At 73.5% G+C, this 15,397-nt stretch carries 9 protein-coding genes; 4 read left to right on the top strand and 5 right to left on the bottom strand.

Translation table 11 applies throughout. The features are described 5' to 3' along the window. Positions 1-6: 6 nt before the first annotated feature. On the bottom strand, positions 7-7,392 hold the full coding sequence (locus tag ACZ50K_RS28650) for an amino acid adenylation domain-containing protein (protein WP_468908175.1): 7,386 nt from the start codon (positions 7,390-7,392) through the stop codon (positions 7-9). Between the two features lie 171 nt (positions 7,393-7,563). Continuing rightward, positions 7,564-8,394, bottom strand: coding sequence for a glycoside hydrolase domain-containing protein (locus tag ACZ50K_RS28645; RefSeq protein WP_468908174.1), 831 nt, complete (start codon positions 8,392-8,394; stop codon positions 7,564-7,566). Between the two features lie 301 nt (positions 8,395-8,695). Between ACZ50K_RS28645 and ACZ50K_RS28640 the strand changes: the two genes are divergently transcribed. Beyond that, on the top strand, positions 8,696-9,358 hold the full coding sequence (locus ACZ50K_RS28640; protein WP_468908173.1) for a deoxynucleoside kinase: 663 nt from the start codon (positions 8,696-8,698) through the stop codon (positions 9,356-9,358). A 134-nt stretch (positions 9,359-9,492) separates the two neighbouring features. Further along, positions 9,493-11,832, top strand: coding sequence for an FG-GAP-like repeat-containing protein (locus ACZ50K_RS28635; protein ID WP_468908172.1), 2,340 nt, complete (start codon positions 9,493-9,495; stop codon positions 11,830-11,832). 43 nt (positions 11,833-11,875) lie between these two features. Here ACZ50K_RS28635 and ACZ50K_RS28630 read toward each other — a convergent pair whose 3' ends face one another. The 3 genes from ACZ50K_RS28630 to ACZ50K_RS28620 form a co-directional block, all read right to left on the bottom strand. Continuing rightward, a complete protein-coding gene (locus ACZ50K_RS28630; RefSeq protein WP_468908171.1) occupies positions 11,876-12,664 on the bottom strand; it encodes a hypothetical protein in 789 nt (262 codons plus the stop codon). Between the two features lie 201 nt (positions 12,665-12,865). After that, positions 12,866-13,078, bottom strand: coding sequence for a DUF4287 domain-containing protein (locus tag ACZ50K_RS28625; RefSeq protein WP_468908169.1), 213 nt, complete (start codon positions 13,076-13,078; stop codon positions 12,866-12,868). A gap of 91 nt (positions 13,079-13,169) precedes the next feature. After that, entirely contained in the window at positions 13,170-13,751 is a 582-nt protein-coding gene (locus tag ACZ50K_RS28620; protein WP_468908167.1) for a CchlQ, read from the bottom strand. Positions 13,752-13,921: 170 nt separating this feature from the next. Here ACZ50K_RS28620 and ACZ50K_RS28615 point away from each other — a divergent pair, with 170 nt between their 5' ends. After that, a complete protein-coding gene (locus ACZ50K_RS28615; RefSeq protein ID WP_468908166.1) occupies positions 13,922-14,836 on the top strand; it encodes an endonuclease/exonuclease/phosphatase family protein in 915 nt (304 codons plus the stop codon). Between the two features lie 113 nt (positions 14,837-14,949). After that, positions 14,950-15,303 (top strand): PRC-barrel domain-containing protein, encoded by a 354-nt coding sequence (locus tag ACZ50K_RS28610; protein ID WP_468908165.1) that lies wholly within the window; start codon positions 14,950-14,952, stop codon positions 15,301-15,303. Positions 15,304-15,397 lie beyond the last annotated feature (94 nt).

Raw genomic sequence — 15,397 nt, 5'->3', positions numbered from 1 at the left:
GCCCGGTCAGCGGGGGTCGGACGCGTCCAGGGCGGTGCGCAGGAGGGCGGCGGCCCGGGTGCTGTGCGGCGGCCGCATCAGTCCGTAGTGGTCGGTGGCCGCCTCGTGCCGGGTGAAGCCTTCCGGGGCGCGTTCCGCCCAGCGGTCGGCGGCCCGCTCCCGGGCCCCGGTCCCGCTCTGCAGGAACAGCACGGGGCAGGGGGCGGCCGGCGGCTCGTACGTGGCGGTGGCGTGGACGCCGGTGCGGAACACGGCGTGGTGCCGGGCGAGTTCCCGCGGGTCCAGGCCGGGGGCGAAGCCCTCCAGGGCCACCCGCTCGGCGAGCACGGCGAGCCGGGCCCCGGTGTCGGGGGCGTCCGCCAGGGCGTTCCGCAGGGCGGCCGTGTCCTCCTCGGTGGGGTCGTAGCCGGCGGACCGGGCGAGGTCCTCGTGGAACCACTCGACGAGCTCGTTCTCGTCGGCGGGCAGGCCGCCGGGGTCCGGGTAGCCGGTGTCCAGCAGGGCCAGGGTGCCGACCTCCTCCCCGGCGGCCCGCAGCCGGACCGCCATCTCGTAGGCGAGGAGCCCTCCGAAGGACCAGCCGGCCAGGTGGTAGGGGCCGGTCGGGCGGATCCGGCGCAGGGCGTCCAGATGGGCCTCGGCCAGTTCCGGCACGGTGACGGGTCCAGGACCAGAACCGGGTCCGGGGGTGTCCTCGGGCAAGGTGAGCCCCGGGGCCGCCAGCCCGTACACCGGCCGGTCCTCGCCCAGTCCCGCGGCCAGGGACCGGTAGCAGAGGACGTTCCCGCCGACCGGGTGGACCAGGAAGACCGGGTCGAGGGAGCCCCCGGGCCGGATCCGGACCACCGGGTCCGGGCCGGACGGGCGGCTCCGCAGGAGTCCGGCCTGCCGGGCGACCGTGGGGTGCTCCAGGACGGCCGGGACGCCGAGGCTCTCGCCGAAGGCCTGGTTGATCCGGCCGATCAGCCGGAGCGCGTCGATGGAGTGGCCGCCGGAGTCGAAGAAGTCGTCGTGGACTCCGACCGGTCCGGTGCCCAGCAGCCCTTCCCAGATCCCGGCGAGCCGGGCTTCGAGCGCGTCGCGGGGCGGGGTGGGTTCGGCGCCCGCGCGGGCCGCCGCCGGGTCCGGGTCGGGGAGGGCTGCGCGGTCCAGTTTGCCGTTGGCGGTGAGCGGGAGGGCCGGGAGCGTCACCCAGGCGGCGGGGACCATGTACTCGGGCAGCCGTTCCCGGGCGTGCCGGGCCAGCTCGGCCGGTCCGGGTGCGGCGCCCGGAGTCTCCGGCACCAGATAGCCGACCAGCCGTCCGGCGCGGGGCAGCACCGCGCAGTCGCGCACCCGCGGGTGCTCTCCGAGCACCGCCTCGATCTCCCCCGGCTCGACCCGGAACCCGCGGATCTTCAACTGGTGGTCGGTGCGGCCGGCGTACTCCAGGGCCCCGTCGGGGCGGTGCCGGGCGAGGTCCCCGGTCCGGTAGAGGCGGCGGGTGGTGCCGTCGGGGCCGGTGTGCTCGACGAACCGTTCGGCGGTGAGCCCGGGGCGCAGGTGGTAGCCGTCGGCGAGGCCCACGCCTTCGAGGAACAGTTCGCCGGTGACCCCGAGGGGGACCTCGGCCAGCCGCCGGTCCAGGACATGGGTGCGCATGTTGGCGATGGGGTGACCGATGGGCACGGTGTCCCCGCCGTCGGGCCGGCAGCGCCAGTGCGTGACGTCCACGGCCGCCTCGGTGGGCCCGTACAGGTTGTGCAGTTCGACCCCGGGTAGCCGTTCGAAGAACCGGCGCTGGACGTCGTGCGGCAGGGCCTCGCCGCTGCACACCACCCGGGTCAGTCCGGCGGAGCGGCGGACCGCGGCGGGGTCGTCGAGGTAGGCGCTGAGCATCGAGGGGACGAAGTGGACGGTGCTGACCCGCTCGTCCCGGATCAGGCCGGAGAGGTATCCGGGGTCGCGCTGGCCGCCGGGGCGGGCCGGCACCAGGGTGGCTCCGGCGATCAGCGGCCAGAACAGCTCCCACACGGAGACGTCGAAGGTGTAGGGGGTCTTGTGCAGCACCCGCTCCCCCGGGGTCAGCCGGTACTCCTCCTGCATCCACAGCAGCCGGTTGGCGATGGCCCGGTGGGAGACCACCACGCCCTTGGGCTTGCCGGTGGAACCCGAGGTGAAGATCATGTACGCCGGGTCGGCGGGCTCCGGACCGGGGTACGGGGCCGGTACGGGGGCGGGCGCGGTGGCGGGCGCGGTGGCGGTGCCGGGGACGGGGGCCGTGCCGGGGGCGGTGCCGGTCGTGGTGCCGTCCGGCCGGACGACCTCGGTCCCGGTGCCCGCCAGCCGGTCGGCCCACTCCCCTTCGGCGACCACCAGACGGATCCCGGACTCGGCGAGCAGGGAGCGCACCCGCGGCTCCGGGTGCTCCGGGTCGAGGGGGACGTAGGCGGCACCGGACTTCAGGACGGCGAGCAGCACCACGGGCAGGGCGAGGGAGCGCTCCAGCAGCAGTCCGACGAAGCCGCCGGGAGCGGCGCCGCACGCCCGGAGCACCGCGCAGAGCCGTTCGGCCTCCGCGTCCAGGGCGCGGTAGCTGAGTTCCCGGCCCTCGAAGCGGACGGCGGGGGCGTCGGGGGTGCGGTCCCGCTGCTCGTCGATCAGCCGGGTCAGGACGTGCGGCCGCGGGTAGTGCACGGCGGTCCGGTTCCATCCGGCGTAGCGGCGGCGGTCGGCCTCGGGGAGCAGGTCGGCGGCGGTGCAGTCGCGGTCCGGGGCCTCGGCCAGGTCGCGCAGGGCGGCCGTGTAGGAGGCGTGGGCGCCGGCCATCTGCTCCTCGGAGAACTGGGCCGCGTCGTAGCGCAGTCCGAGTTCGAGGAGGGAGCCGTCGGAACTGCGGGAGAACTCGGCGCCGAAGGCGAAGTCGGTGCCCGCCTCGCCGGTCTCCTCCAGCACGGTGAAACCGCCGTCGGCGGGCCCGTCCCGTTCGATGTGGAAGTGCGTGTAGTTGAAGAAGGTCTCGAAGAGGGGGCTGCCGCCGGACAGCCGCAGGATCTCGGCCAGCGGGAACCGGCGGTGCGGGTGCAGTTCCGCCTCCTGCCCGGCGACCCGGCCGATCAGGTCCCGCCAGCTGAGCCCGCCGGTGTCGACGCGCATCGGGAGGGTGTTCAGGAAGACGCCCACCACCTTGTCGCCGTCGGCCTCCTCGGTCCGTCCGTTGTGGACCACCCCGGTGGTGGTCTCGTCGGTGCCGCCCAGCAGGGCCATCACCCGCAGATGTGCGGCGAGCAGGACGGTGCGCAGCGGTACGGCGCATTCGGCGGCCAGGGCGGTGAGCCGGGCGTGCAGCCCCTCCGGGAGGGGGGCGAGGTGCCAGGACATCCGGGCGAGCCCGCCGGTGGCGGACGGGCGGGGCAGCCGGGTCACCGGGGCGCCGGCGGTCCGGGCGGTCCAGTAGGCGCGCTGTCCGGGATCGGCCAGGGCGGCCCGTTCGAGGGCGACGAAGGAGGCGTAGCGGGAGCGGGGCGCCGGGTCCGGGGGGTCCGCGGGGGCGTTCCCGGGGGTGCGGGCGGAGAGGGCGGTGAGGGCCCGGGTGTAGGCGGTGGCGAGTTCGGTGAGGAGGGAGCGTTCGCTCCAGCCGTCGAGGACGGCGTGGTGCTCGGCGACGAAGAGCCGGAGCCGGGTGTCGGTGAGCCGCTGGACGTGGAAGCGGATCAGCGGGGGCCGCTGCCAGTCGAAGGGGCGGTCGCGCTCGGCGGCGTAGCGGGCGGCGACGGCGGTCTCCCGCGCCTGGGGGTCGAGTCCGTACAGGTCCTCGAAGGTGATGTCGGGACGGGCCCCGCGGTGCACCAGCTGGAGGGGTTCGGAGAACCGGTGCGGTTCGAAGGAGGTGCGGAGCATCTCGTGGCGGGCCGCGAGGCTGCCGACGGCAGCGCGCCAGGCCTCCTCCGAGTGGGCCGCCTCGACCAGGTAGGAGGCCACGTTGTGGTAGACCCGGCCGCCCGCCGAGGGCAGGTCGCTGTGGTAGAGCATGCCGGCCTGGAGCCGGGTCATCGGGTAGGCGTCCTCCAGTCCGTCCGGCAGGGCGGCCCGGTCCTCGGGGGTGAGCAGGGCGAACGGCCGGTACGGGGCCTCGCCGCCGGCGGCCGGCTCCCGGCGGCCCACCAGGGGGGCCAGGGCGCGGGGCGTGCGGTGCCGCATGAGGTCGGCGACGGAGAGGTCGAGGCCGCGTTCGCGGATCCGGGCGAGCACCTGGAGGGAGCGGATGGAGTCCCCGCCGAGGGCGTACCAGTCGTCCAGGGCGCCGACCCCCTGGTGGCCGAGGACCTGGCCGAAGACCTCGGCGAGCGCGGTCTCGACCGGCCCGCGGGGGGTCTCGTGGACGGCCGCGGGGGTTCTGGCCAGCGTGCCGGGGGCGGGCAGCCGGCGGCGGTCGGTCTTGCCGTTGGCGGTCAGCGGGAGCGCGGGCAGGGTGACGAAGGCGCCGGGGATCATGTAGTCGGGGAGCCTGCGGGCCAGCTGCTCGCGGAGTTCGCCCACGGTGGGGCCGCCGCCGTCCTCGGCGCCCGGTACGGCGAGGTAGCCGACGAGCACCTCGGTCCCCGAGGGGTCCGGGGCGACCAGGGCCACGGCGGCCTCGACCCGCGGGTGGGCGGCCAGGGCCGCCTCGACCTCGCCGAGTTCGATCCGGAAGCCGCGCAGTTTGACCTGGTGGTCGATGCGGCCGAGGTATTCCAGGTCCCCGTCGGGCAGGGCGCGGGCCAGGTCTCCGGTGCGGTAGAGGCGTTCTCCGGCGGCCGGGCCGGCGGGCGCGTCCGCGATCCGGTCGCCGGTCCGTTCGGAGGTCCGGTCGCCGAGGTCGGCGGGGAACCGTTCGGCGGTCAGCTCGGGCCTGCGCAGATAGCCGCGGGCCAGCCCGGCCCCGGCCACGTACAGCTCTCCGACGGCGCCCTGCGGGACGGCGCGGCCGCGGGCGTCGAGCAGGTGGAGGCGGAGGTCGGGGATGGGGACGCCGATCACGCTGCCCCGGTCGGCGACGGCGTCCCGGGCGGTGAGCGGCCGGTAGGTGACGTGCACGGTGGTCTCGGTGATGCCGTACATGTTCACCAGCCGGGGTGCGGTGTCCCCGTGCCGGGCGAACCATCCGGCGAGGGCGCCCAGGTCGAGGGCCTCCCCGCCGAAGACCACGTGCCGCAGGGCCAGCCCGGGGCCGTCCGGGCCCGCCGTCCGGTGGTGGTCCTCGTCGGCGCGGGCCAGCTGGTAGAAGGCGGACGGGGTCTGGTTGAGGACGGTGACCCGCTCCTCGCGCAGCAGCCGGTGGAACTCCTCGGGCGTCCGACTGGTGCCGTACGGGACGACGACCAGCCGGCCGCCGTGGGCGAGGGCGCCCCACAGCTCCCAGACGGAGAAGTCGAAGGCGATGGAGTGGAACAGGGTCCACACGTCCCCGGGCCCGAAGCCGAACCAGTGGTCGGTGGCGGTGAACAGCCGGGTGATGTTGGCGTGCGGCACCAGGGTGCCCTTGGGCAGCCCGGTGGAGCCGGAGGTGTAGATGACGTAGGCCAGGTGGTCGGGGGTGACCCCGGTGTCGGGGGCGGTGTCCGGCTGGGCTGCCAGCAGCTCGGCGTCGGCCAGCAGGTCCACGGTGTGCGGGGCGGGGCCGGCCCACCGGCCCAGGGTGGCGGTGGTGCCGACGACGGTTTCCAGCCGGGAGTCCTCGATGATGTGGCGCAGCCGCTCGGCGGGGTTGTCCGGGTCCAGCGGGAGGTAGGCGCCGCCGGCCTTGAGGATGCCGAGGAGGCCGACGACGAGTTCGGCGGAGCGCGGCAGGCAGAGGCCGACCAGGGTGTCGGGGCCCACGCCGAGGGCGCGCAGCCGGTGCGCGACCCGGTTCGCCCGGACGTCGAGCTCGCGGTAGGTGAGGGCGGTCCCCTCGTGGACCAGGGCGATGGCGTCGGGGGTGCGGGCGGCGTGCTCGGCGAAGGCCTCGTGCACGCAGCGCCGCGGGCCCGGGGCCGCCGGGCCCGGGTCGGAGCCGATGCCCGCCCGTTCCCCGGCGGAGAGCATGGGCAGGGCGGCGACCGGCAGCCCGGGGTGTTCGGTGGCGGCGTCCAGCAGACGGAGGAAGTGGCGGCCGAACCGCTCCACGGCGGCGGCGCCGAACAGGTCGGACCGGTACTCCAGCCGGCAGCCGAGCGCTCCGCCGGTGCGGACCACGTCGAAGGTGAGGTCGAACTTGGCGGTGCCCGCCGGCCCTTCGAGCAGCCGGGCGGGCGGTCCGGGCAGCCCCTCGGTCAGGCCGTCCTCCTCGTGCAGGCCGAACATGACCTGGAAGAGCGCGGAGTCCTCCTCGGCGGCCCGTCCGGCGGTGAGCCGGTCGACGATCCGCTCGAAGGGCAGGTCCTGGTGGTCCTGGGCGTCGAGGACGGTGTCCCGGACCCGCTCCAGATGGGTGCGGAAGGCGGGGTCGTCGGAGACGTCGGAGCGGATCACCAGGGTGTTGACGAAGAGTCCTGCAGTGTCGTGGAACTCCTTGCGGTTCCGGTTGGCCACCGGGGTGCCGACGAGGACCTCCTCGGTGCCGGTGTGGCGGCCGAAGACGATCTGGAAGGCCGCCAGCATCACCATGTACGGGGTGCTGCCGGTGTCCCGGCACAGCCGCGCGATCCGGGCGAGCACCGGGGCGGGCACCGCGAAGGAGTGCGTGGCGGCCGCGCGCGGGCCGGGCCCGGCAGCGGCGGCGGGGTCGGTGCCGGGGCGGCGGTCACGGGGCAGCCGGGCCACCGGGAGCTCGCCGCCCAGCTGACGCTCCCAGTAGTCGAGCTGGGTCCGGGCGGCGGGGCCGTCGAGCCATTCCCGCTGCCATTCGGAGAAGTCCGCGTACTGGTACTCGGGGGCCTCGACGGGGAGCCCGGGTCCGGCGGCGTAGCAGGTGAGCAGCTCGCGGAGCAGGATCCCCACCGACCAGCCGTCGCCCGCGATGTGGTGCAGGGCGAGGGCGAGGACGGCCCCGCCGGGGGTGTGCAGCAGCGCCGCCCGGAACACCGGTCCCGACTCCAGGTCGAAGGGCCGGTGGTGTTCGGCGGCCGTCCACGCCTCGATCTCGGCGGGCCCGGCCGCCGTGGCCGAGGACCAGTCCAGTTCCGCCGCGGTGTCGATGTGCTGCCACAGTTCGCCGTCCCGCAGCACGAACCGGGTGCGCAGCGCCTCGTGCCGGTCGAGCAGCCCCTGGGCGCAGGCCCGGAGCGCCGGGCCGTCCACCGGCCCGTCGAGTTCGACGAACACCGGCATGTGGTAGGTCGGCCTGTCCCCCTCCATCTGCTGGAGGAAGTACATCCGCTGCTGGGCTCCGGACGCGCGGAACGCGCTGTACGACGGCCCCTCGGGGTGATCTGTCGGATCGTGACTGGCCAAGACGACTCCCTCGGCGCCCCGCACCGTCTCCCGGCACGGGGCGCTTGCTCCCGCTTGCTTGCCCGCCCAGCCTAGAAATGGTGCGGATCGGGGTGAAGTCGCCGATTCCCGGTCCCTGGTTCACGTGACAGGGAACCGGGAACCGGGGCGCCGGAAGCAGGGGCGCCGGAGTCAGCCGACGATGGCCACCGGGGCGTCCCAGGCGTTGCGGTCCACGTTGATCGTGTGGCCGCCGCGGGTCTCCTTGCTGTTGGCCTTGTACTGGTGGCCGCGGCTGTGGTCCGTGTAGAGCTTGGGGTCCCAGGGCCAGTCCCGGGTGGTGGTCTCCTGGCCGTTCCACAGGGCGTACCAGAGGTTGCCGGGCAGGTCGGTGCGGTCCTTGGCGGTGGCGATCGCCTTGGCGCTGGAGGTGCTGAAGCCGTAGAGCCCGGCCCGGTAGGTCTTGGCCCGCAGGGTCCGGGTGAAGGACCGCACATAGGTCAGGGTGGCGTCGTTGCAGGCCTTGTCGGCGATGTCGTACGACTCCATGTTGAGGTAGACCGGGCTGCCCGGCTTCATGCCGAGCGCGGCGGCCTTGGCCACGGCGTCGTTGGCGTTGCTCGCCCCGACGGAGGCGGCGGTGGCGGCGGTGAACCGCTCCTTGTTCCCGCTCTTCTGGCAGGGCGGCTGGGCGCCCACGTACAGCGGGATGACCCGCCAGCCGAGGCTGTCCACGGACTTCACCCAGGGCTTGGTGAGGTTGGGCTGGGCGCAGCCGCGGTTCTTGCCGCCGATGTAGACGGCGACGCCGCCGTAGTAGGCGTCCTTCCTCCAGGCGGTCATGGCCGCGAGGGAGGGGGCGGTGCAGGCGTCGAAGGCGCGGCCGGTGTAGGTGCGCTGCGCGGGCCACACGGTGGCGGCCACCGAGCTCTGGGCCGCGAGGCCGGCGCCGGCCACGACGAGGACCGTGGTCGCCCCGAGAGCGATGTACCGCCCCTTCCTGGACAGACGATGCTTGGCCATTCCCCACCCCGTATCCCGGTAACCCGCTCGGGCCCCGGCCCTCCGGAGCCGGCCCAGCGTACCGGGCACCGGTGTGGCCCACGCCGGGCCGCTCGTCATCTAAGATTCAAGCCGGCCGCGGGACTGCGGATCGTCGCTCTGCGCGACGGCCGCGGAGCGGTCGGTCCCGGGCCGCACCGGGACCACGGACGCCGATCGTGGAGTTCCCGGGGAATCGTGTGACCCGCCGGAGTGCTTCCCAGTGGTGCGCGCACCGAGCCCAGCCGCCCACGGACAGAAGACCCCCAGGGAGAAGTGAGGGATGCCAGTGATCTGCGTCGGAGGCATGATCGGTATCGGCAAGACCAGCGTGGCCGAACTGCTGGCCAAGGAGCTGGGCAGCGAGGTCTTCTACGAGAGCGTGGAAGACAATCCGATCCTCCCGCTCTTCTACACGGCGAGCCCCGAGGAGATCCAGGCCAGGCGCTATCCCTTCCTGCTCCAGCTGTACTTCCTGCAGACCCGGTTCGCCTCGATCAAGGAGGCGTACAAGAAGGGCGACAACGTCCTCGACCGCTCGATCTACGAGGACTGGTACTTCGCCAAGGTCAACCACGACCTGGGCCGGATCAGCTCCCTGGAGATGGGGGTGTACGAGGGCCTGCTCGCCGAGATGATGCGCGAGATCGACGGCCTGCCGTACCGGAAGGCCCCCGACCTCATGGTCTACCTCAAGGCGGACTTCGAGACGGTGCTGCACCGGATCGGTCTGCGGGGCCGCGACTTCGAGCAGGACGAGTCCCTCGTCGAGTACTACCGGACGCTGTGGTCGGGCTATGACGACTGGGTCAACCTCCACTACTCGGCCAGTGAGGTCCTCGTCGTCGACATGAACAGCACGGACGTGGTGCACAACCCCGAGGACGCGGCGCGCGTGGCGCAGCAGGTGAAGGACGCCCTGGCCCGGGTCCGCCGCGAGGCCTGAGCCCGGCCCGGGACCGCCTCCCGGCGGACCGGGACCGGCCCGCGGCAGGCCGGAGCGGTTGCGGCAGGATGTGCACGGCCCGTCAGAACACGGCGGGCCGTGCGCATTCGGGCCGTGAACCACGAGGTGGATCCTTGAGAAGAACCAGACTTGCCGCGCTCGCGCTGAGCGTCCTGACCGCCGCCGTGGTGTCGTTTCCGGCGCCGTCCGCGGCCGCCCCCACCGCCGGTGACCCGGCGCCTTCGCTGGAGGCCGTGTTCAACGACCCGCGGCCCACCGGCACCGCGGGATACGACCGGACCATCGAGGACCGGCTGACGGCCCTGATCGACCAGGCCGCCCCGAACTCCCGGATCCGGGTGTCCCTCTACACGATGGACGACGCGCGGACCACCGAAGCCCTCCTGCGGGCCGCGCGCCGCGCGGTCGACGTCCGCGTCCTCAGCGAGCGCTGCCACTGGGCGGGCGCGGTGCAGGACTGCGAGAGCCCGCTCCCCAAGGCCCTCGGCGATCTGGTGACGGGCCTCGGCGACCTTCCCGACGGCACGGCCCGCGTGGTCCTCTGCCGGCGCGGCTGCATGCGGAACGAGGAGATCAACCACGACAAGTTCTGGCTGTTCAGCGCCCTGACGGACGGCCGGACGAACGTGGCCGTCCAGTCCTCGCACAATCTGTCGGCCACCAGTCCCGGGCTCGCGGACAACATGGTCATCAGCTCGAACGACCCCGGGATCCACCAGGGCTACGAGCACACCTGGGACACCATGCGGGCGCACGAGCTCACGGACTCGGGCACCGGCCGCTGGCCGGCCGACATCGAGGGGGACGGCGACTTCGCCGGACACGCGGGCACGGTCGCCGGCTGGCGCTACCCCCGGGAGTCCTCCGTGCTGGTGGACGGCCGGAAGGTCGTCAACGACCCGGTGGCCAGGAGCATCCGGGCCCTCGACTGCGCCACCGGCCCGGTGGTGCACATCGCCATGGCCGCCTGGGGTGGTCGTACGGAGGTGGACGCGGCCATAGCCGAGAAGGCCGGGACACCGCCCTCCGCCGACGGCAGGCGGTGCGCGTTCCGGATCCTGGTGGCCGGCGCCAGCAAGGCGGCGGAGGACCTGGAGCGCCCCGACCGTGACGTCCGGCTGTGGTCGGTCACGATGAACCAGCTGAACGGGGCCTCGGCCGGACTGCACTCCAAGTACGTGCTCCTGGCCTGGGAGGACGCCGAGGGTGCGCACCGCGTGGTCCACACCGGTTCGGACAATTTCAACGACAGCGCCGTCACCCAGGCCGACGAGACCGCGCTACGGATCACCGATTCCCGGATCTACGACAGGTTCCTGGACAACTGGGACGCCCTGCGCCGCCAGAACGACCTCACCGAGGGCGGCCGCGCGGGCATCCCCTTCCTCTACAAGGAAAAGGACAAGGACAACAGGGAGACCATCAGGCCGTCCACGCTCGGGACGACCGGCTACGGAACCTTCCGCGACCGCAAGAGCGGCCTGGCGCCCGTCAGCCCGACCACGGTGCGCGACCGCAAGCCCGTCAAGGGCGACTTCAACGGCGACGGGATCCTCGACCTCGCCGTCCTGAACGACGAGGCCCAGGCGGACGCCGCGGGCCGGAAGGTCATCTCCCTGACCACCTTCCTGGGCAAGCCCGACGGCCGCTACGCCGCGGGTGTCACCTCCTGGAAGGCGAACTCCGACTGGGGCTGGTACGCCAGCATGCGCCTCACCAGCGGGGACTACGACGGCGACGGGCGCGACGACATCGCCGCGCTCTACACCAAGGCCGGCAACGGCGACATCTGGAACCTCCTCACCTTCGCGGCCCGTCCGGACGGCACCTTCGCGGCACCGAAGTACGCCCACGAGAGCCCGGGAGGCTGGGGCCGCACCAGCCAGATGAAGATCGTCAGCGGAAGGTTCGACTCCGACCACCGGGACGACATCGCGGTCCTCTACGGCTACGCCAACGGCGCGGTCGGCCTCCACACCTTCACCGCCAAGGCCGACGGCTCCGGAACCTTGAACTCCTCCTTCCGGTCCTGGCCCGTCATCGAACAGGGGACCAGGACGTGGCTCCCGTGGGACCGGACGCGGATCGTGAGCGGGGACTTCGACGGCAACGGCCGCGATGACATCGCGGCCCTCTACGACGAGGCGAACGGCTCGATCTCCCTGCACACCTTCACCTCCCGCCCGAACGGCGTGTTCGACGAACCCGTCGAGTCGTGGAGGGAGCCCAACGCTCCGGAGAAGTACTGGGGCGAGGCCGAGCGGATGAACCTGACCACCGGAGACTTCAACGGTGACGGGCGCGATGACATCGCCTCCCTCTACGAGCACGTGGCGGCGGACACGATGACCGTGCACGTGTTCGGCAGCCGGCCGAGCGGTGGGTTCGACGCCCCGCTCCGCGCCTGGCACGGGAGGTTCTTCTGGCACGGCTTCCAGCTCCCGCCCGCCTGACGGACCCTGACGAGGCCCGATGCGAGGGGCGGGTGCGGCGCCGTCAGACGCACTCGCCCGACGGGTTCACCGGTGTCCAGTCGGAGGAGCCCTTGGCGTTGCCCGCCCGGACCTGGTAGCACTGCCGGTCGGCCGGCTGGCCGGTGAAGACGAACGAGGTGGTGTTCGGGCCCACGCTCACCGTGGTGCCGAGCCTGCTGTTGCGGACCTGGTAGTGGGTCTCGTCCGTCGCCGTGTCCTCCCACACCACCTGCACCTTCGAGGGGTCGGCGGGGTCGGGCCTGCTGGCGACCACCCCGGACACCTCGGCCGGGCGTCCGGCCCCGACCCCCGGGCCGGCGGTGTGCTTCAGGTTGAAGGTCACCGCGGCACTGTCGGGGGAGCCCACCTCGCCGTTGCGGGCCGACAGCTGGGCGCCCGTGAGGCTTCCGCCGGGCCGCATCCCCTGCTGGATGCCCTCCATCTGGCCGTCCAGGTCCCTGGTACGGCAGCTGGAGCCCTCGAACAGCCGGAAGGTGGGCGTCTCGACGACCGTCTCGTCCGGCCGGAGCCGCAGGCCGATGCTGAGTTCGCCCACGCTCTCGTCGCCCACGCAGTGCGAGGTGGTGATCGTGTCCACCGGGTTGTCGTGGGTCAGCCGGGTCTGCCGCAGGATGTTGAAGGTCTCGGTCCGGCCGTCGGTGAAGATGCCGCCCGCGTTGGCGACCGTCATCCGCCCGGTCAGGACGATGGTGTGCGTGGTGGCCGCGGCGGCGGGCGGGGCCGTGGACACGCACAGCAGGGAGAGGGGCAGGGCCGCGGCGGCAGCCGCGGCCGCGTTGCGCAGCCTCATGACCACACCTCGCAATCGGCGGGAGGGGTGGCGGTCCGTGTCCGGGTCGCCACGCGGTGCGCGGTACCGCGCGGTACCGCGCGGTACCGGGTGATGCCGCGTGGTGCCGCCCGGGCGGGGCCGCCCGCCCTTCCAGCATGCGCACCCCGGGCCGGGACCGCAGCTCGGCGGGCCGGCCCGGGCCGCCCCGGCCGCCGCGTCCTACTGCACGGCGCCTTCGGCGAGGGTGTGGGCGACGAGGGCGTTGGCGTGGCCGTGGCCCAGGCCGTGCTCGGTCTTGAGCCAGCCGACGAGCTCCATGTGCTTGCTGAGCGGGGAGGAGCGGATCAGTTCCTTCCACTCGGCGATCGGGCGGCCGTACTTCTTCTCGATGGAGGGGAAGTAGCTGGCGGGGCCCTTCACTTCGGCGGCCATGGTTCCTCGTTTCCGTTCGGTGATGGTGCGGTGCGGTGCGGTGCGGGTGGGGTCTGGGTTCACAGGGTTGGACCGGTGCCGGCCGGCGATCTCATCGCCCCTGCCGGGTGATCCGGGTCACATCACCCTCCGCCCCGGCGGGCAGTGCGCCGCACTGCGGGCAGCGCTCGCGGCCGTCCCACGCGGACCAGCCGAAGTCGGCCGGGGCGAGGGCATGGCCCTCCAACTCCTCGCGGACGGCCTGCCGATAGGCCCAGACGGCGTCCAGATAGGGGTGGTAGACCTCGTGGAACGCCCGGGCCGAGATCCCGGCACCCCCGGCGACCGTCTTCCGGAGGGCGCGCAGTCGCTCGAACATGGTCTGGCCCGCGCCCGCGATCCGGGCGCTGGCGTCCAGGAAGAGGCGTTCGCGGACCTCGTAGATCCGGGCGTCGGTCAGGGCGGCCCGGCTGGCCGTCTCCAGGTCGTCCGCACCGGCCGTGTCCTGGGCGAGCCGGCGGAGTTCGGTGTGGGCCGCGCCCGCCGCGCCGATGAACTCGGTGTAGACCTCGCGGCGGCGCGACAGGACGGCGCGCCGGTGTTCCTGACGGGTCCGCAGCCGGTCGGCCAGCACCGTGCCCGCGATCGCGATCAGACCACCGCCCAGTGTGGCGACCAGCGTTGCCCACTCCACCCGCGCCCCCCGGCCCGTGTTCCGCCCGGGCGCGTGCCGTCGGCACGGCCCCCTCCCGCCGATCATGCCCGACAACACGAAGCGTGGTAGAACCATTTACCCCGGGGGCGGTCCGACTCCCCCGATCCGACACGTCGACACCTCGAAACGTCCTAGGAGATCCGGAACCGATGCCCATACCCGGAGCCGCGCGGAACGCGCTGGTGCTCGCCGCGGCCGCACTGCTCACCGTCCTCGGCCTCGCGCCGGCCGCCCAGGCCGATGTGGTGTCGGGCTCGACCGCGCCGCCCGTGCGGATGCTCACGTACAACGCCTGCGGCGCCTCCTGTGCGCACGAGGGCGTCACGAAGGAGGAGTGGGCGGCGACGATCAGGCAGGCGGTCGACAACTGGTCCGCGGACTCGGTGATGCTCACCGAGGTCTGCTACGGCCAGTACGCCGCGCTGCGCGACGCGCTCCCCGGCCACGCGCCCGCCTGGTACGCCACCAGCAGCGGGCCCTCGGGCTGCGGCAAGTGGGGCCCCGACAAGCGTTTCGGGCTGGCCGTGTTCGTGAAGGGCTCCTCCGTGGAGCGTCTGACCGCCCCGCTGCCGGCGAGCCCGTACGACACCAACGCGCGCGGCCTGCTCTGCGCCAAGGGTTCCGTCGAGGGGCGGACCACGCTGTCCTGCGTCACCCATCTGACCCACAAGGACACGCCCGCGGGCGAGGAGAGCCACCGGCTGCGGCAGGCGAAGGCGGTCCGCTCCCAGGTCGACGCGTGGGCGGCCGCCGGGAACCTCCCGGTGATCCTGGCCGGTGACTTCAACGCCGCGCCCGTGAGCCCCGAGACCGGCGAGTTCTACGGGTTCCAGGGCGGCACGGGCCGCTACGGCGAGGTGGACGAGTCCGACCAGGACCACTTCGGGTCCGTGTGCGCGGGGCGTTCCTACTGCCGTTCCGGGGAGTCCACCCACCCGAACGGGAAGCTGGACTACATCTTCGTCTCCGCGGACCACTTCAGGACCGTGCAGGGCGACGCGATGGGCCGCACGGCGAACATGTCCGACCACAACCTGCTGCGCGGCGCGGCGGCCGTGGAGTGAGCCGACGCCCCCGTTCGGGTGGCGCTGTGCGGCGACCGGCGCACCCCCGGGATGCGGGGCCGGTCCCCGCGGGCAGGGATCACCGGGCCCGTCGACGAGAAACGAGGAGCCCGGTGAGCCCTGACATGTGGAACCACGACCCCGCGTCCCGCTATCTGCCCGGCACCCGGCTGATCGGCTTCCGGGTGGAGGCCGTCGACGGGCACATCGGCAAGGTGGACGAGCACACCGAGGACGTCGGGGCCGCCGCCGTCGTGGTGGACACCGGCCCCTGGATCTTCGGCACGTACGTGCTGATCCCGGCCGGGGCCATCGTGCGTGTCGACACCGAGGCGCAGGAGATCCGGGTGGACCTCACCAAGGCGCAGATCAGGGACTCCCCCGGCTACGACAAGTTCCGGCACCGCGGGGACGCCGAGTACCGGGACCTGCTCACCGAGTACTACAGCCGCGGCGGACACAGCTGACCCGCCCGCCGCACCCTCCAGGGAGGCCGCACGTGAACCCCACAGCCGAACAGCCCGCACCGCGGACGTACGGGACGTACGGGACGTACGGGAC

This window comes from Streptomyces sp. NPDC033845, from assembly GCF_055576225.1.
The sequence above is the reverse complement of the archived record's forward strand: the minus strand, read 5'-3'. Positions and strand labels throughout refer to the sequence as shown.

Coding starts and splice junctions, on each gene's coding strand:
- ACZ50K_RS28645 (WP_468908174.1), bottom strand. CDS start 8,394: ATGGCCAAGCATCGTCTGTCCAGGAAGGGGCGGTACATCGCTCTCGGG.
- ACZ50K_RS28625 (WP_468908169.1), bottom strand. CDS start 13,078: ATGGCCGCCGAAGTGAAGGGCCCCGCCAGCTACTTCCCCTCCATCGAG.
- ACZ50K_RS28630 (WP_468908171.1), bottom strand. CDS start 12,664: ATGAGGCTGCGCAACGCGGCCGCGGCTGCCGCCGCGGCCCTGCCCCTC.
- ACZ50K_RS28615 (WP_468908166.1), top strand. CDS start 13,922: ATGCCCATACCCGGAGCCGCGCGGAACGCGCTGGTGCTCGCCGCGGCC.
- ACZ50K_RS28640 (WP_468908173.1), top strand. CDS start 8,696: ATGCCAGTGATCTGCGTCGGAGGCATGATCGGTATCGGCAAGACCAGC.